Origin of the sequence: Vibrio sp. Isolate30, from assembly GCF_022397975.1 — a bacterium.
Classification (GTDB): domain Bacteria; phylum Pseudomonadota; class Gammaproteobacteria; order Enterobacterales; family Vibrionaceae; genus Vibrio; species Vibrio fortis.
This window is the reverse complement of record NZ_JAKEUS010000001.1, coordinates 802,058-823,760: the sequence shown is the minus strand read 5'-3', so window position 1 is coordinate 823,760 and position 21,703 is coordinate 802,058. Positions and strand designations below refer to the sequence as shown.

Annotated in this window: 17 protein-coding genes; 7 read left to right on the top strand and 10 right to left on the bottom strand. The window is 43.8% G+C overall.

Annotated elements, in window-relative coordinates:
* Window positions 1-176 precede the first annotated feature (176 nt).
* On the bottom strand, window positions 177-1,943 hold the full coding sequence (locus L1D60_RS03625; protein WP_239839785.1) for a transporter: 1,767 nt from the start codon (window positions 1,941-1,943) through the stop codon (window positions 177-179).
* A gap of 876 nt (window positions 1,944-2,819) precedes the next feature.
* On the opposite strand from L1D60_RS03625, the gene L1D60_RS03620 reads away from it, so the two are divergent.
* Window positions 2,820-4,079: an alginate lyase family protein gene (locus L1D60_RS03620; RefSeq protein WP_239839784.1), complete on the top strand. Its 1,260-nt coding sequence runs from the start codon at window positions 2,820-2,822 to the stop codon at window positions 4,077-4,079.
* Between the two features lie 65 nt (window positions 4,080-4,144).
* The gene (locus tag L1D60_RS03615) at window positions 4,145-4,819 is read left to right on the top strand and encodes an oligogalacturonate-specific porin KdgM family protein (protein WP_239839783.1); all 675 of its coding nucleotides are present in this window, start codon (window positions 4,145-4,147) and stop codon (window positions 4,817-4,819) included.
* 78 nt (window positions 4,820-4,897) lie between these two features.
* On the opposite strand, the gene L1D60_RS03610 is transcribed toward L1D60_RS03615, so the two are convergent.
* Window positions 4,898-5,617: a FadR/GntR family transcriptional regulator gene (locus tag L1D60_RS03610; RefSeq protein ID WP_239839782.1), complete on the bottom strand. Its 720-nt coding sequence runs from the start codon at window positions 5,615-5,617 to the stop codon at window positions 4,898-4,900.
* A 662-nt stretch (window positions 5,618-6,279) separates the two neighbouring features.
* Between L1D60_RS03610 and L1D60_RS03605 the strand changes: the two genes are divergently transcribed.
* Both L1D60_RS03605 and L1D60_RS03600 read left to right on the top strand, forming a co-directional pair.
* The gene (locus tag L1D60_RS03605; protein ID WP_239839781.1) at window positions 6,280-7,011 is read left to right on the top strand and encodes a FadR/GntR family transcriptional regulator; all 732 of its coding nucleotides are present in this window, start codon (window positions 6,280-6,282) and stop codon (window positions 7,009-7,011) included.
* 93 nt (window positions 7,012-7,104) lie between these two features.
* Entirely contained in the window at window positions 7,105-8,463 is a 1,359-nt protein-coding gene (locus L1D60_RS03600; RefSeq protein WP_345772855.1) for an MATE family efflux transporter, read from the top strand.
* Between the two features lie 82 nt (window positions 8,464-8,545).
* Here the strand turns inward: L1D60_RS03600 and L1D60_RS03595 are convergent, their stop codons facing one another.
* From L1D60_RS03595 to L1D60_RS03570, 6 genes are all read right to left on the bottom strand, one after another.
* Window positions 8,546-9,520 carry a DHH family phosphoesterase gene (locus tag L1D60_RS03595; protein ID WP_239839780.1) on the bottom strand — a complete coding sequence of 325 codons (975 nt, stop codon included), beginning with the start codon at window positions 9,518-9,520 and terminating at the stop codon, window positions 8,546-8,548.
* Window positions 9,521-9,752: 232 nt separating this feature from the next.
* A complete protein-coding gene (locus L1D60_RS03590; protein WP_239839779.1) occupies window positions 9,753-10,517 on the bottom strand; it encodes an ATP-binding cassette domain-containing protein in 765 nt (254 codons plus the stop codon).
* A 12-nt stretch (window positions 10,518-10,529) separates the two neighbouring features.
* Window positions 10,530-11,480 (bottom strand): iron chelate uptake ABC transporter family permease subunit, encoded by a 951-nt coding sequence (locus tag L1D60_RS03585; RefSeq protein ID WP_239839778.1) that lies wholly within the window; start codon window positions 11,478-11,480, stop codon window positions 10,530-10,532.
* The gene (locus L1D60_RS03580; protein WP_239839777.1) at window positions 11,473-12,426 is read right to left on the bottom strand and encodes an iron chelate uptake ABC transporter family permease subunit; all 954 of its coding nucleotides are present in this window, start codon (window positions 12,424-12,426) and stop codon (window positions 11,473-11,475) included. Before L1D60_RS03580 ends, L1D60_RS03585 begins: the two co-directional genes overlap by 8 nt.
* 95 nt (window positions 12,427-12,521) lie before the next feature.
* The gene (locus L1D60_RS03575) at window positions 12,522-13,457 is read right to left on the bottom strand and encodes an ABC transporter substrate-binding protein (RefSeq protein WP_239839776.1); all 936 of its coding nucleotides are present in this window, start codon (window positions 13,455-13,457) and stop codon (window positions 12,522-12,524) included.
* 409 nt (window positions 13,458-13,866) lie between these two features.
* Window positions 13,867-14,673, bottom strand: a complete 807-nt coding sequence (locus tag L1D60_RS03570) for a fumarylacetoacetate hydrolase family protein (protein ID WP_239839775.1) — start codon at window positions 14,671-14,673, stop codon at window positions 13,867-13,869.
* 529 nt (window positions 14,674-15,202) lie between these two features.
* On the opposite strand from L1D60_RS03570, the gene L1D60_RS03565 reads away from it, so the two are divergent.
* On the top strand, window positions 15,203-15,412 hold the full coding sequence (locus tag L1D60_RS03565) for a hypothetical protein (RefSeq protein WP_239839774.1): 210 nt from the start codon (window positions 15,203-15,205) through the stop codon (window positions 15,410-15,412).
* Window positions 15,413-15,666: 254 nt separating this feature from the next.
* Here L1D60_RS03565 and L1D60_RS03560 read toward each other — a convergent pair whose 3' ends face one another.
* Window positions 15,667-17,817 (bottom strand): heparinase II/III family protein, encoded by a 2,151-nt coding sequence (locus L1D60_RS03560; RefSeq protein WP_239839773.1) that lies wholly within the window; start codon window positions 17,815-17,817, stop codon window positions 15,667-15,669.
* Between the two features lie 2 nt (window positions 17,818-17,819).
* Window positions 17,820-20,003 carry a heparinase II/III family protein gene (locus L1D60_RS03555; RefSeq protein ID WP_239839772.1) on the bottom strand — a complete coding sequence of 728 codons (2,184 nt, stop codon included), beginning with the start codon at window positions 20,001-20,003 and terminating at the stop codon, window positions 17,820-17,822.
* A 332-nt stretch (window positions 20,004-20,335) separates the two neighbouring features.
* On the opposite strand from L1D60_RS03555, the gene L1D60_RS03550 reads away from it, so the two are divergent.
* Window positions 20,336-20,671: a cupin domain-containing protein gene (locus L1D60_RS03550; RefSeq protein WP_239839771.1), complete on the top strand. Its 336-nt coding sequence runs from the start codon at window positions 20,336-20,338 to the stop codon at window positions 20,669-20,671.
* A gap of 34 nt (window positions 20,672-20,705) precedes the next feature.
* Window positions 20,706-21,644 (top strand): sugar kinase, encoded by a 939-nt coding sequence (locus L1D60_RS03545; protein ID WP_239839770.1) that lies wholly within the window; start codon window positions 20,706-20,708, stop codon window positions 21,642-21,644.
* Window positions 21,645-21,703: the final 59 nt, after the last annotated feature.

The window sequence follows — 21,703 nt, the reverse complement described above, 5'->3', positions numbered from 1 at the left end:
ACTAGTTATTTATCAAGTGTAGGTCGCAAATTTAAGTCCTCAACAGAACTAAGTAAAAAATTCGCTAAATCCTAGACGCGCTCACATAGACGTGATGTTTGTTCCAACCCCAAAGCGTTTTTCGAGCAATAAAAAAAGCCGCTCATCACGAGCGGCTTTGAATTTATTAACTTTTATTATGCGGTTGTTTCTTGTTGAGCACTCTCGACCTTATCATCGACGGCTTTCACCAATAGCAGGCCAACCGAGAATACAATCAGTCCACACAATACAAACACTAAACGTCCCCACATTGGGTTTGGTAGAACAAACATGGTCATGACACCGACACCCGCTACTGCGATCAGCGTACCTAGCATGCGACGCTGTTTATTATCCAGCTTCTTCTGCTCTGTGCTTTCTGCAACAAGCGGCGTCGCCAAGTTACCGAAGAAAGTATCAACGTCTTTTTCACGATGTTCTGGCAATGGCTTGTAGAACAAGGTTGAAAGAACAAAGAAACCAGCGGTAAATACAATGTGTCCAATAAGACCAATTGCAACTTTAAGGTCTGCCCATTCACGACCAGTAAGTTCATTAAGACCGAACCAACCTTCAATCATCTCTGCTGTAATCACGAAGCCAACAAAGTACGAAACAAAACCACCAACAACTAATGTGCCCCAACCTGCCCAGTCTGGTGTCTTACGGATAAAGAAGCCACAGAACGCTGGGATTGTCATCGGGAAGCCGATTAGAGCACCAACGTACATCATGGTATCGAACAGGCTCAGACCTTTAAGCGAGTTGATAAATAGAGCAACAAGAATGATGGAGATACCGAAGAAGGTCGATGTTAGTTTAGAAACAATCACCAACTCTTTTTCATTCGCGTTTGGACGTAGAATTGGTTCATAGAAGTTCTTAACAAAGATACCAGAGTTACGGTTTAGACCAGAGTCCATAGAAGACATAGTGGCTGCAAACATAGCGGCGATTAACAGACCCACCATACCAACCGGCATGTATTCTTGTACGAAGTAAAGGTAAGCGAAGTCGGCTGCTTTGCTGCCCGCTTCAGGGTATTGAGAAGCTAGGTCGACACCTTGACCAGCAATGAACCAAGAAGGCATAAACCAGATGATTGGGCCTAGTGTCATCAGAATACATGCAAGCAGTGCAGCCTTACGTGCATTGTTCGAGTCTTTTGCTGCTAGGTAACGGTATGAGTTCAGCATGTTGTTAGTGATGCTGAACTGCTTCAGGAAGATAAACACCGCCCAGATGCTAAAGATGCTTAGGTAGTTGAGGTTATCACCCGTGATGAAAGAGTCAGTCGGGAAGTTGTTAACGATATTCGTAACACCACCACCGTGGTACATAGCCACAACAGCACAGGTCACAGTTACCGCCATGATGATAACCATCTGCATGAAATCAGACGCGATAACAGCCCAAGAACCACCTGTTACCGACATCACCAATACAACCAAACCAGTAAGAATGATGGTTGTTGTCATATCAAAGCCAAAGATACCTGATGCGATGATTGCAAGACCATTCAACCAGATGCCCGCTGAAATAACACTGTTTGGCATACCAGACCAAGTAAACACTTGCTCATTGACCTTACCAAAACGCATACGAATCGCTTCAATTACCGTTACTACACGTAACTGTCTGAATTTTGGAGCAAAGTATAGGTAGTTCATCAGGTAGCCAAATGCGTTAGCAATAAAGATGATGGCGACCGCGAAACCGTCGGTAAAGGCTTTACCTGCAGCACCAGTAAAGGTCCAGGCGCTAAATTGAGTCATAAACGCGGTTGCGCCCACCATCCACCAGAGCATACTACCTCCCCCTCGGAAGTAGTCGCTGGTTGTACTAGTGAATGTTCTAAACATCCACCCTATCGCTATTAAGAATAGAAAGTAAATTCCTACTATCAGTGTATTGAGTTCCATCGTAGAGACCTTTATTTGTGTTTTTGTTAGGTCGACTATAGATACCACTCAACCACATTTGTACTACAATAACTCAAATGCGTGATTCAAATCTTAGTTTTCACATTAGAAAAGCAAGATGAGTGATCGACTTCAAAATCAATATTCACTTGGACGACCAAATAAACACACAAACCAAAAAAAGAATAAATACAATAAATAACAGAGACTTATTGATTCATAAAACCAATAAAGAACAAAGTAACCATATTATAAATAGAACTTTCATCGAAAAGAGTATCCAATTGACACATGGTTACTGTTTCTACAACTCGCGACTAAAACACAATCACAAACGACATATAAATAATACTATTAGAGGAAATCTAGGAATGATGGTCAAAAAAAACGCCCATGTTGCCTGTATCAACATGGGCGCAAAGGCAGTATTGCCACCACCTTCTTCTATCTCAACGCAGTTCAATAGAAGTCGTCATTAGTATAGTTGGGAGCAAGAATAGAAATACCGGGGTAAGGCACTTCAATCAATGCCTAAGATCCGATAACTGGAACGAATCAATTTAATGACAACGAATCACCATCAGTAACCGTCTCGCGCCAGCTAAAATAATATTAATGTATTACAAATAAACATTAAACCCCCCTCTTCCCAATTTCATGATTAAGAGCACAATTCTTAAATGTGCATTTATTGCACAACGATCCTAATGAATACAGCAATACCATATAAAACATAGCCTTATCACAATCATGTCAGAATGTAACTGTTTGTTACCTACCATTTTATAAACACAAGTAGATCCATTTCACAGATCGTCATGAAATTATTGGGATAGCATATTTGTATTATCTTAACTCAATAATAAAAGGCACTTTATGAAAGCCCTACGTCCCCTACACTTAGCCGCTTGTATTGGAGCAATTACGTTTGGTTCAAATGTCATTGCAGCCGACTTCGTTTTCCTAGACGAAGCAACGTTAGAAGCAAATCGTACCCTTCTTCAATCTGACAAAGCATCAGACACAATGAAAGTCACCTATGAACGGCTATTGGAAGAAGCTGACTTAGCGATGAAAGATGGCCCTTTCAGTGTTGCAGACAAAGGAATGACCCCACCAAGCGGCAACAAAAACGACTACATGAGTATCAGCCCATACTGGTGGCCAGACGAAAACAAAGAGGATGGCCTACCTTGGATTCGTCATGATGGCAAAACCAATCCAGCCTCAAAAACTGACGAAACAGATTCAAAACGAATCGGCCACTTCACACGCTCTGTTCGTGCATTAGCGATTGCCTACTACTTTAGCCAAGACGAAAAATATGCTCAGCAAGGTATTGATTACATTAGAACTTGGTTCATTAACGAAGAAACCAAGATGAACCCTAACGTGAATTACGGCCAAGGTGTGCCGGGAGTCGCGGAAGGCCGTCGTGGCGGCATCATTGATACCCGTTCTCTTGCTGATCGCATGCTTGATTCTATTGCCATGCTTTCTCAATCGCCTGCATGGACAGAAAACGATGAAGCACAAATCAAACAATGGTATGGCGATTACCTAGATTGGCTAATTGTCGACGACCTTTCCGGAGGCCCTAAAGGTGAAGCCTACGCCGCGAACAACCACGGTACTTGGTATGACTACCAAGTTGCCAGCATTGCCTACTTCATTGGTAACGAACCACTAGCAAAACAAATGGTTCAGAAAGGCAAGATGCGCATCGACACTCAGTTCGAGAAAGACGGCTCTCAACCACATGAAATCGAACGTACTCGCGCGTACCACTACCACTACTTCAGCTTAGATCCGCTTGTCGGGATGGCTCAGATCGGAGAAAAAGTCGATATCGACCTTTGGAACTACACCAATAAAAAAGGCGGTTCTTTAGAGACAGGTATTCAACTGATGGCGACTTACCACGATCTAGACAAAGAGTGGCCTTATACCCAAAAAGATAAGCGCCGTCGCATTGAGCGCATGACACCGCTTTATCTAAAAGCAGGCGTTGCAATGGACAAGCCTGAATGGGTCAAGCTCGCAACAGAAACTGACTTTAGCGAATTCACGGTGAAAAAGAACCTAGCAGAGGTTTGGGCGCAACGTGATATCGAGCTGCTTTACCCAAAACCATAAATCCCCCACGGGTGGGTCAACACATACCCACCCCTCATAACTTTTAATTACAGTGGAACAACATTATGATTTCTAAAAATAAAATTGCTTTAGCTATTACAGCAACTCTATTTGCTGGCAGCCTTTCAGCTGCATCTCTTGATGCTCGCCAAGAGTACAAACATGGTTCGGAAGACTGGGCAAGCCGTATCAAGATGAGCGGTTCAGTCGATAACCACTTCTTTGGTGCTGAGATGAAGCAAAAAGGTAAGCCGTTTTCTGAGTGGGAAGCTGCAGATAACGAATTTGAGTACGGCTACCGATTCAAACTGAATGATCAATGGATGATCCAACCAAGTATGCCTGTCACCTTCGGTTCTGACAGCGTCACTTACAAACCGCAAGTACGTGTTCAATACTCGTTTGAATCCGGACTAAAAGCGAAACTACGCTACCGCCACGAATTCCGTGATTACACTTCGGACTCTTCTAACGACAACAGAAACCGCAGTAAAATCACAGGTAACCTAGATTACAATTGGAATGCATTCCAATTTGGTTTTGAAGCCAACTATGCGGAAGACTTTGCAAACAATGAATGGACTGGCGGCGGCGGTGCTGACTACGAGTGGGATTACAACTTTAAGGTTGGCTATAAAGAGTCTGATTGGAACTGGCGTCCATATGTAGAGTTCGGTAACGTTCAAGATAGTTCTGACCGTCAACTACGAAGCCGTGTAGGTATCACTTACAGCTTCTAATATCTTTGCTCACGATACAATAAAGCCAGCAAATCTGCTGGCTTTTCTCATTCTTCACATCCTAAAGAGTGGATAGCATTAGCTTGCTACAGGTAGTCTGTGGTTCGACTCTTGCAAGTGATTTGCAGAAGCAGCACGTGCTTTTTCACTATTACCAGCCATGATCGCATCGTAGATCTGACGGTGTTCATTGATACACGTACTACCCTCTTCCGAAGAGTGAACAATAAAGTTAACAAACATTGTTGTTAAGATATTACCGAACGGAAGATAAAAATCGTTGCCAGTTGCGTTAAAGATTAGGCTATGGAATCGCATATCCACATCCGTCCAACGCTCTTGGTCAAATACTTCAGCTTCTGAAACTTCCACCATTTCTTGGAACGTCTCTGAAAGCTCGATGCGCTGTTCTGCTGATGCATTTTTCGCAGCTAAAGCACATGCTTCAGGTTCAATTGCACGACGAAGGCCTAAGAACTGGAAGCAGAATTCGTCTGTGTCAGCTAAACCATCCATCCAACCGATAAGTTGAGGATCGAGAAAGTTCCAGTAAGCGCGATCAACAACACGAGTACCAACTTTTGGACGAGACTCCAATAGACCTTTTGATGTTAGCAATTTAACCGCTTCACGCAGTGCTGTACGGCTAATACCAAATTGCTCACATAGTGCCATTTCACCAGGGATGATAGAGCCTTGAGCCAGCTCACCTGATAAAATACTGCGAGCGATTTCACGAGCAACCTGCACGTGCAGACTACGTTTAGAGCCTGAGATTGAATTGAATGTTCCGACCATAAGTTCACTTGTTGTTATTTATGTATTATTTAATCCTTACTATATCACTTATATATTCAACTACCAAATATCGTTGCTGCGCTCCGTCCCAGATTTAAACAAAACAAATAGCATAAATTAGATTACGCAAATAATACGCTCAAAATTGCCCATCAACTAATAGCTTAATAATGATTCTCACTTCTATCTAGCGCTTTATTTTGTACGACTAATGTCACATATATGTATCTTTCTCACCGTATATAGCCATATATGGTGGATTTTGGTCATGTACTGCTTGATTCAAATACATGCTATTGTATTATTAATTAAAGCTTGTTTTTATATTCTCAGTCTTGTTAACGGCATATGTTTCGGTCGAAATTGCGATATTTCATTGGGTCTATTAAAAACTCGCTAATCGTTTATACAACAACGTCAGGTCCAGTTAAGGGCCATAACCGAGATGTCCTTATTACATCTCAATGATTTGCAGTGATGCGTCTAAATACTCGCATAGAGTATTTAATGTGGTCAGCAGCATATTGAAATGGTGAATTTGGTTGAGCTAACTCTCTTTATCACATCTTATACTGACTGCCCTTTCGAACACCGACGACGTAGCACTGACAACCCAAGGCCAGTTCACTCTGGCTTTGACCCTTTTTAAATAGGTGGTTTACATGTCCGTATTCACGCTGGTGGAAGATTCTAGCCGCCGCATTCATGTCCAAGTTGCAAGACAGGTCGCCCGCAAAATCCTATCTGGTGAACTAAAAGAAGAAGAAAAATTACCCAGTGAAATGGAGCTTTGTGAAATATTCGGCGTAAGTCGTACCGCGTTGAGAGAATCAACCAAATTGTTGTCAGCGAAAGGGCTTATAGAATCAAAACCCAAAGTAGGCACACGCATTATGCCTCGTTCTAACTGGCACTTTTTAGACCCACAACTCCTCGATTGGATTCAAGATCTGGAAGACACAAAACCGTTTCTGGCGCAATTCCTAGGCCTTCGTAAAGCCATAGAGCCTGAAGCGTGTGCGCTTGCAGCTAGAAATGCGACGGTGGAACAACGTAAAGAGCTTTCTATTCTCTTCCAAAAAATGACCCTCGCGGCTGAAGGATTCGATTATGGAAGTTGGACGGTAAACGACCACCTGTTCCACCGCACGATATTCCTGTCTACAGGTAACCAATTCTATATTCCGTTTGGCAATATCTTGTCAGCTATTTTCCGACAATTTATTGATCATTCTGCAGAAGGTGGACGCTTCTGTTTAGCGGAGCACAAAGCGATTTATGACTCCATTATGTCAGGGAATAGTGAGGGAGCACGGATAGCTTCTCAAAGCCTGTTAAATGACGATAACCAAAAGCTATCCAAAGTACCTCTTAAACAGGTCGCGATAGCATAACTGGTAAACAACGTCACTTTACCGATATATCCGACTTGAAACGCTCATGGCATAACGCGTTTATGTCATGAGTACGCTCCTTACGAGGTCACAGTGCTTTCTCAATCTTACGTCAAAAAGAACCTATCTCTTGCTTGGCCATTAGCTCTTAACGCCCTGTTAATGCAATCTATGCTAATGATCGACACCCTTTTAGTCTCTCCATTAGGTGAAATTTCACTTGCTGCTATGGGCATTGCGACGACTGTAATCGCATTTATTCTTGGGATTCAAATGGCGCTCGCCAACGGTACCCAATTGGTGCTAAGCCGTGCGGTAGGTTCTGGCGTTCAGGCTACGTTGTCACGCTCTTTTCTTGCGGGTATGTTGATTAACTTTGGCGCTGCTCTACTGTTTTTCTTGGCCTTAACCGCTTTCGACGATTCACTGATCAGCGCGTTAACCGATGATACTGCTCTACATGACGAAATTGCGGTGTACCTCAGTTTCTCCAAATACATCGTGTTATTCACGGCAATCACACAAGTGATCATCGCTTTGTTTAACGGGTTGGGCAAAACAAAGGTGCCATTTAGAGGTTATCTGATTGAGCTACCAATCAACGCACTTGTGAGTTATCTGTTTATTCATGGCTGGTCGAGTTTTGAAGGGTTAGGAGTCCAAGGTGCCGCAATTGGCAGTCTGGTGGCAATCATCATTCGCACTGTGTATCTATACCTATGCATCCGTTTAGAGAACTGTGTTGAAGTGTCATTCAATTCGTTTGGCACAAACTTTTCACGCAATGTCATTAACCACTTCAAAGAGATATTCCCTGTCGCAGCCAATGTCACCATGCTGTCGATCGGTGCGACCATTTATCAGCTGCTCTATACGCAGCTCAACATTAACGCCTATGTAGCCATTACCTTAGTCATGCCTTGGATACGCGCAGGTACACAATTTATCACCGCTTGGGCGCACTCCTCTGCGATCACCATCAGTCAAGCGATTGGGTCACGTCAAATGGCGGACTTAAGAAAGAACGTTGATGCTAGCATCGATATTGCGGTGATTATTTCCATCCTATCGATGTTTTTCTTTGTCGCACTCAGCTTCTTTATTGGTGATATCTATCCAGATTTAGACGAGCCGACTTATGACGCTCTGACCGTTATCGCCCCGCTCTACATCTTTTTGCCTTTTGTTCGCGGCTACAACACGGTTCATGGACATGTATTGAGAGCGCTAGGTAAAACGACTGAGGTATTCAAAATTAATTTTACCGGTCAATGGATCATATCAATACCGCTATGTGCGTTGATTATCTTCGGTTTTGATGGCTCTATCTTCTGGGCGTTCGCAATCCAGCCCTTCGAAGAGATAGTCAAAGCGCTGCCGTTTAGGCATCTTGCCAGGAAGTCATTAAACGAGTTTGATGAAGAAAAAGCGAAAGAGTTGATGTATGACTAGGTAGAAGCGCAATGTCACTCCAATCAACATAAATGCCCTATCCAATTAGTTTATAGGGCATTTTGATATCATCGTTTCAATACTATCCGAGTGTCAGCCTAGGCCGAATCAATTCATAAAGGTAGGCGAGCTCATCAGCCATTCTGAATCGTTGGTTAATGACACCACCAGCCTTGTGAGCTCGGCCTCCGCCATAACCAATACCCCGGTCATTCAACGCCTCTCGCACCACCTCAGCAACATCATTCTCCTGACACTCAGAACGAAGTGACACAAACGTCCTTTGATAAGATCGCGCACTCAACACAACCACATCGATTTCATCGACGGTCAGCAGAAAGTCCCCCAATACCCCAAGCATATTCTCAGGACAACCCTCAGGGGCAATTGCAAAAGCGCTGTTTTTGTCCCGCTTCATTGTGGCAAGCATTGAGTCAAAATAATGAAGTTCTTTATACTCAATTTGATTTCGACATATTCCATTCACAGTCACCATATCGGCACGTCTCTGCAATTGAAATAGTGCCTTAATGTCCATCTCACCTATCGATTTCGTAAAGCTATCAGTATTAAACGTCAAACCCACAAGCAGCGCGGTTGCGATCTTCTTCGGAATTTTAATATTGTAGTAATTGAAGTAGTCCACCATGATCGTTGCCGTCGAACCATAATTAGGTCGCACATCTGAGTACCAAACATAACTTGGTACCTTAACCTCATGGTGGTCAATCACCGCCACTTCTAAACCGGGTAAATCGGTGATGTTCTCTTCCCCAATACAACCATCAACCACAATGATTTTATCGCTGGGTTTTAAATCGAGTTGGTGCGAATTTACGATCGGAATATCTAGCCAACCGATCAAGTTGTGGAGTGAGACGCGGTCAATAAAGCCTTGGTAGGAAAGAAAAGGACGAAAGCCTTTTTGCGTCAGTATATACGCCATTGCAAAGGCCGACGCGATCGCATCATGATCGGGGAAATCATGGGCCTGAATAATGACTCGCTGCTCTGCATCTAACAATTCTAAAAATTGATCAAACTTTTTTAGGTCCATTGACAGTTCTCGAACTCATCCTGAATTTGGTATCGCTTGATAGCTCTCTTGACGAGAGAAATAAAACAAGCTGCATATCTAATCCATTAGAACGCTTCAAACTGACAAATGCAAACCACGAGAAAGACTTACCTCTCACTTATCAACTTATAGATAGAGTACTTTTTCCTAACAAAAAGAGCGCCTAACACTGGCGCTCTACCTCGTTTTTTGAATCCTTTGACCGCTGGCGTTATCGGCCTGAGTAATACATGCAGATCTTCACACCATCAAATTCGCGGATCTCAAATGGAATCTCATAGATAGACTCCATAATGTCCTTGTCGACAACTTCGCTTACTTTGCCCGCTTTTATCACCTGCCCACGCTTCATTGCGACAATGTTATCCGAGTAGCTCGAAGCAAAGTTAATGTCATGGATAACAATCACTACCGCTTTATTAAACTCATGCGCTAAACGGCGCAGAGTCTGCATAATCTCAACGGAGTGCTTGATATCAAGATTGTTCAGCGGCTCATCTAAGAAGACATAGTCAGTATCTTGCGCCACTACCATAGCGATAAACGCCATCTGACGCTGACCACCACTCAATTGGTCGAGATACTTATCTTGGATATCGGTAATACCCAAATGTTCTAGAGCCGTGTCCACCACCTTATGGTCATTATCTTGCATTCTGCCTTGTGAATGAGGGAAACGTCCGAAACAGACAAGTTCACGCACAGTAAATCGCATATTGATGTTGTTCGACTGTCTTAATACAGCAAGATGCTTTGCAAGCTCTTTGGTGTCCCATTCAGCGAGGAGTTTATCGCCAATTAGGACTTCGCCGGCATCACTGTCTGTAAGACGACTCGCCATAGAAAGTAGCGTACTTTTCCCCGCACCGTTCGGGCCAATAATAGAAGTCACCTCTCCTTTTGGAAACAGTGCACTGGCGTCATCAACAACGGTTGTCTTGCCATACTTCTTACTTAAACCTGTTAACTTAATCACTTCTCACTACCTTTATTGAATTCTGGTGCGTAACAACAAGAACATAAAATACAAACCACCCACTAGGTTGATGATGACGCTCACCGTGGTTTCAAAACTCATCACTTTTTCAACGAACCATTGTCCAGAAACCAGCAACGCGACTGCAAGCAAGCTGCTCGCAACAATCAGCACTCGATGTTGATAGGATTTAAACATCTGACGAGCCAAACTGACGGTAATCAATCCAAAAAACAGCACAGGGCCGACTAGCGCCGTAGAGACCGCCACCATAATCGACACAATAACCAAGATGCCCTGTGTTAGACGTTTGGTATTCACTCCCAAACTGGTTGCATTGTCGACACCCAGCCATAACACATCAAGCTTCGGAGCCATCCACCACAAAGCAAACAAACACAAGCCAAGCGGAATAACACTTAGGTAAACCAGCTCCCCTTTGACATTGTTGAAGCTTGCAAACATCACGTTCTGCAACACCGAAAACTCATTCGGATCGATGGTCATCGCTAAAAAATTCGACAAGCTACCGAAAACGCTACCACAAACAATACCGATGAGAAGCAGCGTGAACACATTGTTGCGTTTACTCTTGAAGTAGAAATGGAACAAACCAAATGAGAAGAGCACCATGATGCACACAGAAAGTGTAAAGTTCGCGACGGCATCGACCACCCAAAAGCTAAGGCTACCGAATACAAACAGCAGTGAGACTTGGACTAACATGTACAGGTTATCAAAACCCAAAATCGAAGGCGTCAGAATGCGGTTGTTGGTAATCGTTTGGAAAACCAAAGATGATGTCGAAATGGCAATTGCGGCCAATACGATCGACAACAATTTCGGTGTACGCAACTTTAGGAAAAACTCGTAGTTGTCCCATGTTAACCCCTGCCCAATAAACACAACGACCATGACAATACAGACAACGGCTAATAGCGCCATTTTAATGGAATCACGCATTGGACTTGTCTCTCAGGATTAGGAAAATGAAAATCAAACCACCGAAGACACTAATAACCATAGAGATCGGAATTTCATAAGGGAAAATAATCACCCTAGCGAGCAGGTCACACGCCAATACCAAGATCACGCCCCAGTACGCCGTCCAAGGTAGAATCTTCTTCATATTGTCCCCCATCATCAACGAGACAATGTTTGGCACAATCAGACCAAGAAAGGGAATAACCCCCACGATCATCACTACCGATGAAGCACACACCGCCACCAGCGCGACACCGATAAAGACGATTTTCTGGTAGTTCAAACCGATATTGCGAGCAAAGCTCTCACCAATGCTCGCCGCACTAAACTGGCTAGCAAAAATGTATGCCAAGATACAAGCAGGTACGGCTAGATAAAGAATCTCATAGCTACCTTGTAGAACACTTGCAAAGTTCGCCATCGTCCACGCCGACATCGTTTGAACTAAGTCGTACTTATAAGCAATGAAAGTGGTGAGAGAAGAAACAACATTGCCGTACATAATGCCAATCAGCGGCACTAATACCGCATTCTTAAACTTCAAATGCTGTAGAAAGCGCACCAACAGCATAGTACCCAACACAGCGAACGTAAAAATGAACCCCAAGTAATGCCATTGCGCAGCACTGCCTAACAGAACCAAACCAACAATATAGCCAAGCATTGCACAATCAATGGTGCCCATCGTCGATGGCGCAGCAAACTTGTTCTGGACAATTTGCTGCATGATTAGCCCTGATACACTCAACCCCGCGCCAGCAAGAACAATAGCGAGTAATCGAGGAATTCGGCTTACAACATAAATAGAGTTGGCGTGGTCACTTCCGCTAAAAAAATCACTGAAGCTGATATCAGCAACACCGATCATCAAAGAAGCAACGCACAGCACGACGAGAAAGACGGCGGCAACAATGGGTTTAAACATAAAAAGTAATACTAAGGAGGGTTGGGGTTAACCGGTATAAAATTCAAAAGGGCTTATAAGCAAAACACTTATAAGCCCGATAATTAAGTGGAGACTTATTGCTTAACTGTGCGGTCGATGTCATTCAGCATACGTTGAGTTGCTGTCACACCACCACCTGCCAAGTACCACGCACTAGAATCGATAAACACAATGTTATCTAGCTTAGCGGCTGGAGTTTCTGCCACTAACGCGTTGTCGAACAATTGCTTAGCGCGACCTTCAGATCGGCCAATCGCCTGCTCACGGTCAAGTACGTAAATGACTTCTGGTTTCGCATCAGCGATGTATTCAAAAGAGATAAGGTTACCGTGGCTGCCTTTGATCGGTGCTACTTTCGCACTCTTAGATTCAACAAATCCAAAGTCATCAAAAATAATAGAGAAACGGCTGCCTTTGTTGAACATCGCAATATTGCTACCGTTGTTCATGAGCATCATTGCCGTTGTTTCATCTTGAGTGACCTTCGCATTGACTGCCGAAATCTGCTGTTGAGTCTTTTCAATCAGAGCTTCGACTTCAGATTGCTTTTCAAAAATCTCACCCATTGTACGCCAGTTTTTCTGCGTATCTGCCCAGTATTTGTCACCCTCTACATAGAACATAACGGTTGGAGCAATTTGAGCGAGTTGCTCGTACACCTTAAGCATGCGATTTTCTGCAATGATCAGGTCCGGCTTGAGCATGAAGATCGCTTCGAAGTCAGGTTCACTTAAAGAGCCCGTATTCTTGGTCGTTTTTAGGTAAGACTGTAAATAATCTGGCAATAGTGAATGTGAAGCACCCACCGGAGCGACACCGATTTGATCTAATACATCTAAGCTACCGTGACCAAGAACAACAACACGCTGAGGTACACCAGAGACTTCTGTAGTGCCTTTAATGTGTTCTACCGTCACTGTTTTTGCATGAGCTGTCATCAGTACAGACGACGCCAAAACCAGAGTTAAGCCAGTCACCAGCTTACGAGCTGAGTTAAGTATTTTGTTCATTTTTATTCCTTTGCTGTTATGACGGCTACTTATCAAACACACGAAAAGAACGGTCGTGTAATTCACCGTACAACTGCGAGATAACGATTAGTTAAAGAATGTCATTAACTTGACAACAAATTTGTAACGCAACTGAGAATTATTATCAATAATATTCTCGCAAAACATGCCCTACAACAACTTTGTCATTTAGAAATGTAAATATGAGTATTACAAAAGAGAATAGTGCCCGCGTGATCTTACTTTTGCTTGAGCAGGGCAACTTTCGAGAAAAGAAATAAGCGAAACAAAACCCAAATTATTTAGATCTCATTTCGCCGAACAATAGATAAAATCTGTATAAGCTAGGTGGGGAACCCGCAGTGTGGTTTACAATGTAAATTCAATCTAACTAATTGATTGTATAATGCTAAAAATAGATCGTATTAGAGACTTCTCCTACGCCTTTAATACTGACAGACACCATATCGCCATCTTTAAGCGCCTTAGTCTTACCCGGCGTCCCCATAAAGATCAAATCACCCGGTTTCAGAGTGAAATAATGGCTGAGATAACTCACCACTTTCTTAGGACTATGAATCATAAAGGTCGTGTTTTCTTGTTGGACAATCGTTCCATTGAGCTTGGTGGTCAATTCAACATTATTGTAATCAACCCCACGTGATATGGTTTTGGCGATGGGCCCAAAACCATCAGACGCTTTCGCTCTAAGCCATTGAAGGTCACTGCCCTGCCATGAACGCTCTGTAAGGTCGTTACCAACCGTCACGCCAAATATCCCAGCTTCTGCCTCTTCTTGATCCGCTTTGTGCAGCGTCTTACCAATCACCAACACTAACTCACCTTCATAGTGCACGTTACGCGCATCAAATGGCGCATGAATAGGTTGCCCTGAAAGGATCAAAGAAGATGGAAGTTTGAGAAACATAGGAGGTGGAAGATCAGGATGAGAAGCCGCGTGACTGCGAAAATTCATGCCCACTGCGAACACTTTCTCAGGTTGTGTCGGAAGCAATACTTCAACATCAGCAAGCGCAACGGATTTATCAGATAAACTGTGTTCCGCGAAAAGATCCCCTTTTACCGGAGTGATCGTATCCCCTTTTAGTAGGCCGTAACTCACTTGATCCTGATATTGATAACGTACAAACTGTTCAACATTAGCCCACACACTGAAAGAACAGCTTGCGGCTAGCAAAGCACCAATCCACTTCATTCAATAATCCTCAATCACTCAATCACTCAATCACTCAATCGAATTAGATTTATCTATAACCTAATGATCAGTATAGAAATTACTGGCGACTTTTCTGTGAAGAACAAATAATATTTATGCGAAACATGCACTCAACGTATTTGCATAGGAAAAATCGCAGTATTTATTTTGAAAATGTTCGAAATAATGCTTGAAATATAAAAAACGAGGCGTATATTACGCCATCTGGCTCAAAATATGAGCTGTTAATGCAACATCCCAGTCCAAGTTCCCACAAAGACAGTTCACGATACATCGTTACACCATCTCTGCGTCAGCTTTACTTCGATAGTCATTCAATAGCGTCATTTTTGTCCAAACATCCCATTTGGTTTTGCACAACTGATCCACTGATCGCCGTAAAACTATCTGGTTAATCTCATATTATTGTAATAAACACGAGGCACATTATGTCTAGAAGAACAACACGACAAATCCATTGGTACCAACTAACTCGCGAGAAATCGCTCAATAAATTTAAAGGCCATAAATGCTCAAAATCAAAATAGACTTATTAAAAGAAAACATCTCTTGGGTCACCGAGATACGACAATTAAACAGTGACATTTTGCATCGCCACATCTTACCGAGGCTGCAACACACAAGTTATCTCATCGACTTCGAATTTGATGAAAGAGAGAGTATCGGGACCATTATCTCGAACAGTGGACAGAAGCTAGGACATTTCACAATCCTCTAGAGCCAAATCGCTCCTCCACTAGAAACATCGCCACGTTTCATTCGTAGCAGCAACACCAAGACAGACCTAGTCATTTGCATTTCACATCGCGGCTTACCGCTAACTAGGTTGTTATTCCAAATACTCTCAATACATATCGCCTACTCTCTTTAATTAAAGAACTATTCCAACACTCCATCACATTCACAAAACTTGGAATAAAAAAACGGGCATCCGAAGACACCCGTTTAGAACCTCACTCGCTTTCTGAAAAATTACAGCTTCGCGAATGCACCTTCCCATGAGTAAGTCTCACCTGCGAACTCAACGGTGTGAGTTGCTTGCTGAACATCTTCAGCTTGGTTAGAGATACCGTAGTGGTAAGTGTTGCCAGAGGTGGTCTGAATGCGAACAACAGTCCCGACACTGTTATGGCCCACAACAGACACAGATTCTACAAGCCCACGAGCGCCTACAGAGGCTTCGATAGACTCGTTAAAGTAACCGTGCGTTTCTAGTACAGAAGCGAACACGTGGTTTTGACCAGATTGACGCAAGATAAGTGCTGGTTCGCTCTTCAGGTTGAAGTCTGGATCGTTCGCGCCAGTACGCGCAAAAATCACTTCACTGCCTTCATTAGCACTTGTTACTAAGCTGTAGTAGCTGCTGTCGTGCAACCAGCTAACCAAAGAGCTGCCGTTCACTTTACCTGAAGCAACGTTCCATAGGTGTTGGTAACCGTTGTCTTCGCCAAGTGGTTTCAGCGTTTTTTCAATGCTGTAATCAAAATCAGTACGAATGATTTGACCAGAGTGGTGAACTGGTAGGTCGTATTGGTGCTCAGCATCAGCTTCAATGCGGTACACATCAATCACCAGTGGTTTTTCAAACTCAGGAAGCTCAGCAAGAATTACGCTGCGCTGCATATCTACACCTGTGTAGTACTCAGAGATTGTGCCACTCATGCCTTGTAGAGACTGGTCGTCTGCCACAAAGAAGTGCTTCTGACCAAACTTAGACTCAGCCAGTGCTGTGTCGAAGTTGTTTTGAGTTTTTTGGTCAACCGTTACTGTGTTATGCGCCACAGTCTGCTTACAGTAAGACTTGTTCTCTGGGATGTAACGACCGCCAAATTTAGGCTCAACGTTTACCCAGCGACCGAAGCCGTAATCGTGCAGCACTTCGTGACCACGGTTGAATACACTTAGGTGCAGACCATCGTAGTGGCCGTGGTCAAGTGCAGAGTGGTACTGGTGATCTGAGCCGTGCTGACCAAACCAAATCAGAGCCATTGTGTCATCGTCTTGCTCGTCACGGTGACGAAGAATGCTCACGCCGCCTTTCTCACCTTCAGGGCCATCAGTCACGAATAAGCTACCCCAGTTGAATGGCTTGATGTCGTCAGCCGCTTCAACTGCGTTTGATAGTGTTTTACCTGAGATATGAACCCAAACGTCTTGCTGGTGATCAGCCATACCCAGTAGTGTTTCAGTTTGCTCGTAGCGGTGGTAGCACACAGATGTTGCCATGATCACGCCTTCATCGTTGATAGAGATCGTCTTCGATGAATCATTCAATGCTGGCAACGTGCCGTCTGGGAATGCGGTCTTAAATACCGCGTAAGACGTTGTCTTGATGACTGAGTCGTTGAATTCATAGATACCAAGCTCAGGTTGACGACGCTCGATTGCCTCTGCGAACAAATAGATAGGACGCAGCGAGAAACGGTGGTAGTACGGACCTTCCATGTAGTAGCCGTCTGGCGAGAACAGTTGGTCTAGCTGTGCTAGGAAACCGCCGCTCACTTTGTCTAGCTTGAGGCCGTAAAGCGCTTTATCTACCGATTCTTGATCGTTGATTGCATAGCCACAAATACCTACAGCCGCTACTGCCCATAGACCGTGGTTGTGTACGATGTCGAAGTCGTGGCCGTATGTTACAACGAACAGCTCGATCATCTGCTTGAATAGGTCGTTTTCAATCAGCGTTTTTTCATCTTCAGAAATCGTGTGGTAAACACAGCTGTATGCGCACGAAGCGTACAGCATCCACATGTTTTCGTTCAGTGTTTGGTGGAAGATCTTACCCGGTGGGTTTGAGTCACGGCTAGTGTTGCTCTCTAGCGATGGGTACACCTTCGCGTAAGCCGTTAGCATATCGACGATATAATCACGGTACTTTGTCTCTTCTGTAATAAGGAACAGACGACCCGCTAGATCCATATGAATGTAGTTTTGCTTGTGACGGTTATGCTCGTAACCGCCGCCCTCACCGTGGCCCGGAACTTCAATACCCACTTCCGCCATGTAAGCGTCAGTTTGGTTGATGTCGCGAGTAAGTGCTTTTCCTAATAGGCTATCCTTGCCAAGTTCTTTACGAAGCTCTGCTGCTTCTTCAAAGTTCAGTAAAAGTGGTTGATAGCTCATTCTTATTTCTCCTGACCAGCTGAAGTTGAGTCAATTAGGTTCTCTTCTATAGAGTAGAAACCTGTCCAGCTGTACGTTTTGCCATTTAATTCGACTTTGTGTTCAGTAGTGTCAGTTGCACCCAGTTGGTTGCTGATCATCACTGTGACACAAGAGGTATTCGTTTCAATTTCAACAACAGAACCGATGTTGTTGTGCGCCAGTACTTTGATGTCTTGTACTTGACCACGAGCGTTCACTGATTGCTCAAACTCTTCGTTGAAGTAACCGTGCGTTTCTAGAACTGAAGCAAACAGCGTTGTTTCGCCTTTGCTACGCAGAATAAACGCAGGCTCAGAACGCAGGTTGAAGCTTGGGTCATTCGCGCCAGAACGAGTAAAGATAACTTCACCGTTGTCGTTCGAGCTTGTACCTAACCATGTGTAGTAAGTGTTGTTTTGTAGCCAGCTCACTAGTGCTGTCTCGTTCGCTTCACCACTTGCTACATTCCATAGGTGTTGATAACCGAAGTCGTCGCCTAATGTGTGGAGCTCTTTGTGTGTTTGGTAATCGAAGTTAGTGCGAACAATCTGACCTTCGTATTGATGAGAGTAGTCATATTGGTGCTCGCCATCTTCTGAATCTAAGCGGTACAGATCTAATAGTAGCGGAGATTCCAGACCTTCAAGGTTTAGCATGAACACACTGCGTTGCATGTCAAAACCTTCGTAATGGTCGTTCGCGAACGCACTCATGCCATTGATTTTTTGGTCTTCTACTTTGAAGAAGTGAGGTAAGCCGTGAACAGAGTCTGCGCGCTCAACATCAAAGTTGTTCTGACATTTCTCATCAATTGTTACCGCGTTGTGCGCGATAGTCTGACGTGCGTAAGACTTGTTTTCGTCTAGGTAACGGCCGCCGAATTTTGGCTCAACGTTCACCCAACGACAGAATCCGTATTCGCGTAGCACCTCTTGACCACGGTTGAAAAAGGTAATACCAAGCGTATCGAAGTTGCCGTGACCCATACCGTGTTGACCGTAATTCATCACTAGCTGAGACACATCGCCTTTGCTATCTTGCATACGGATGAAGCCTTGAGCACCGTTGTGACCTTCTGGACCTTCGTTCAACTCAACACTTGGCCAGAAAGGCATGCCGATTTCTTTTTCAGCGCTTGCCGCTTCGTATGCTTTAGAAAGTTCTAGACCACAGCCATGCATCCATACTGCGTCTTGAATCTTCGCCATACCTAGGATGTTTTCATCAACCTTACCGTCAACTGCGTAGTGTTTGCTGTAAACGCTAACAGCAACTTGTACGCCCATGTCCGTGATGCCCATAGTGCGAGACGCATCGTTCAGTGCTGGGAATTCACCATTAGGGTAAGCCGTTGAAAGCATTGCTTGTACTGTGTTGCCAATCACGCCGCCTTTATAGTTGTAGATGTCGACTTCTGGCATATGGCGATGGATCACCTCAGCGAAAACACACGTAGGGCGAATCGCATAACGGTGATAGTAAGGACCTTCCATGTAGTAGCCAGAAGGCGCGAACAGTTGAGAAATTTGTGCTAAGAAACCACCTGTGTCGTTACGATCAAGACCGTATACAGACATCTCTAGGTATTCACGCTTACCTAATGCTAGGCCACAAATACCAACTGCCGCTACAGCCCAGATACCGTGGTTATGGATGCGGTCGAAGTCGTGTGCGTACTTCACCGTGAACATCTCTAACATAGGTTCGAAGATACGAGACTCAATGTTGTCACGTTGATCTTGCGTCAAAGTAGACTTAACGCACGAATACGCCAAGCTAGTAAACATTAACCAGCAATGTTCGTTTAGAATCTGGTGGAAAAGACGACCCGTTGGGTTAGTGTTCTTCTGAACATGGAAATCAAACGTTAGATACTTGTCTGCGTAAACTTCCAGTAGTTCAGTAACAAAATCAGCGTACTTCTGCTCTTTAGTGATAAGGAACAAACGACCAGCTAGGTTCATGTATGTGTAGTTTTGTTTATGACGGTTGTGCTCGTAACCACCCGCTTCGCCATGCCCTGGCACGTCAATAGGTAGGCGCATGAAGGCTTCCAGCTCTTTTTGATTCGCTGCAATCGTCTTACCCATTAAACTTGAACGGCCAACTTCTAAATGAAGTGCTTCAATTTCCGCGTCCGTTAGTAGTATTGGTTGTGTAGTCATGTTCTTTATCACCCTCGATGAAGAGTTTCTGTATTTGAATTTCAATCTAATTCTTAAACTTTATATAAAGTAATACAATATGAGGTTTAATCCTACCTATTCATCGCCAAATGATGAGCAGAATCACATAAATCTCGCTAAACCTTTGATCTAAAAAGCCAATAACATTTATCAGAGTTGTGTTAAGTCATTGATTTTACAGAGCTATAAAAAGTAGCACTTGATCAATATCACACATTTCTGGATATATTGTATTACAATTAAACCTAATCCCTTATGATGAACACAACTTAATGAACATATAAAAAATTTATACGCTTTGGAGAGACACAATGAACGCATTCTTTATCAATAACGAACAACCATGGGAAGATCTGGGCGACGGCATCAAGCGTAAGATCGTGGCATACACAGACGATCTAATGGCTGTACACCTATCTTTTGACAAAGGCGCAATTGGTCACCCTCATACACACGAAATCCATGACCAAATCGGTTATGTCGTTCGAGGTAGTTTTGAAGCTGAAATTGAAGGTGAGAAGAAAGTACTTAAAGAAGGTGATGCATACTTTGCTCGCAAACACATGATGCACGGTGCCGTTGCTCTAGAGCAAGACAGCATTCTTCTTGATATCTTCAACCCTGCTCGCGAAGATTTCCTAAAATAATTAATAGCGCAACCTCAGTTGCTAAGGTAAGCACATGAAATCATTTAATATCGCGGTCATTGGCGAATGTATGGTTGAGCTACAGAAAAAAGATGATGGGCTTAAGCAAACATTTGGTGGTGATACACTAAACACGGCTTTGTACCTATCTCGCTTAACCCAAGAGCAAAATATCAAAACCAGCTATGTAACGGCGCTGGGTAATGACCCATTTAGCCTAGACATGCTTGAGAAGTGGAACGCTGAAGGCATCGACACCAGCCTAGTAAAACAGATTGACGAAAAGCAGCCTGGCCTTTACTACATCGAAACCGATGAAACGGGTGAGCGTAGCTTCCACTACTGGCGTAATGACGCTGCGGCGAAATACCTGCTTGATGGCGATGATGCATCTTCGCTTCTAGACAAGCTATTTTCATACGATGCGCTTTACTTGAGCGGTATTACACTGGCGATTCTTACAGAAAAAGGCCGTTCAGCACTTCTGACTTTCTTAGAAGAATACAAAAAGCAAAATGGCCAAGTGATTTTTGATAATAATTACCGCCCTAAGCTTTGGAATAGCCAACAAGAAGCGCAGTCTTGGTACATGAAGATGCTTAAGTTTACAGACATTGCATTGCTAACGTTCGATGACGAACAAGAGCTTTACGGTGACACTTGCATTGAGCAGTGTATTGAACGCACCACAAAGAGTGGTGTTAAAGAGATCATCATTAAACGCGGTAGCAAAGACTGCCTCGTCGTTGAAGCCGATGCAGCGCATTATGTTGCACCAAACCCAGTGGATAACGTTATCGATACCACAGCGGCGGGCGATTCATTCAGTGCTGGCTTCCTAGCAAAACGTTTCTGTGGTGGTAATGCTCGTGATGCAGCATTTGCAGGCCACTGCGTTGCCGGTGCGGTGATTCAGCACCAAGGTGCGATTATTCCTAAAGAAGCAATGCCTACACTGTCTCTGTCTTCTTAATTTGATACAAGCATGACGCTGATCTAGCGTCATGCTATGCTCAATTAGAATAGTGAACG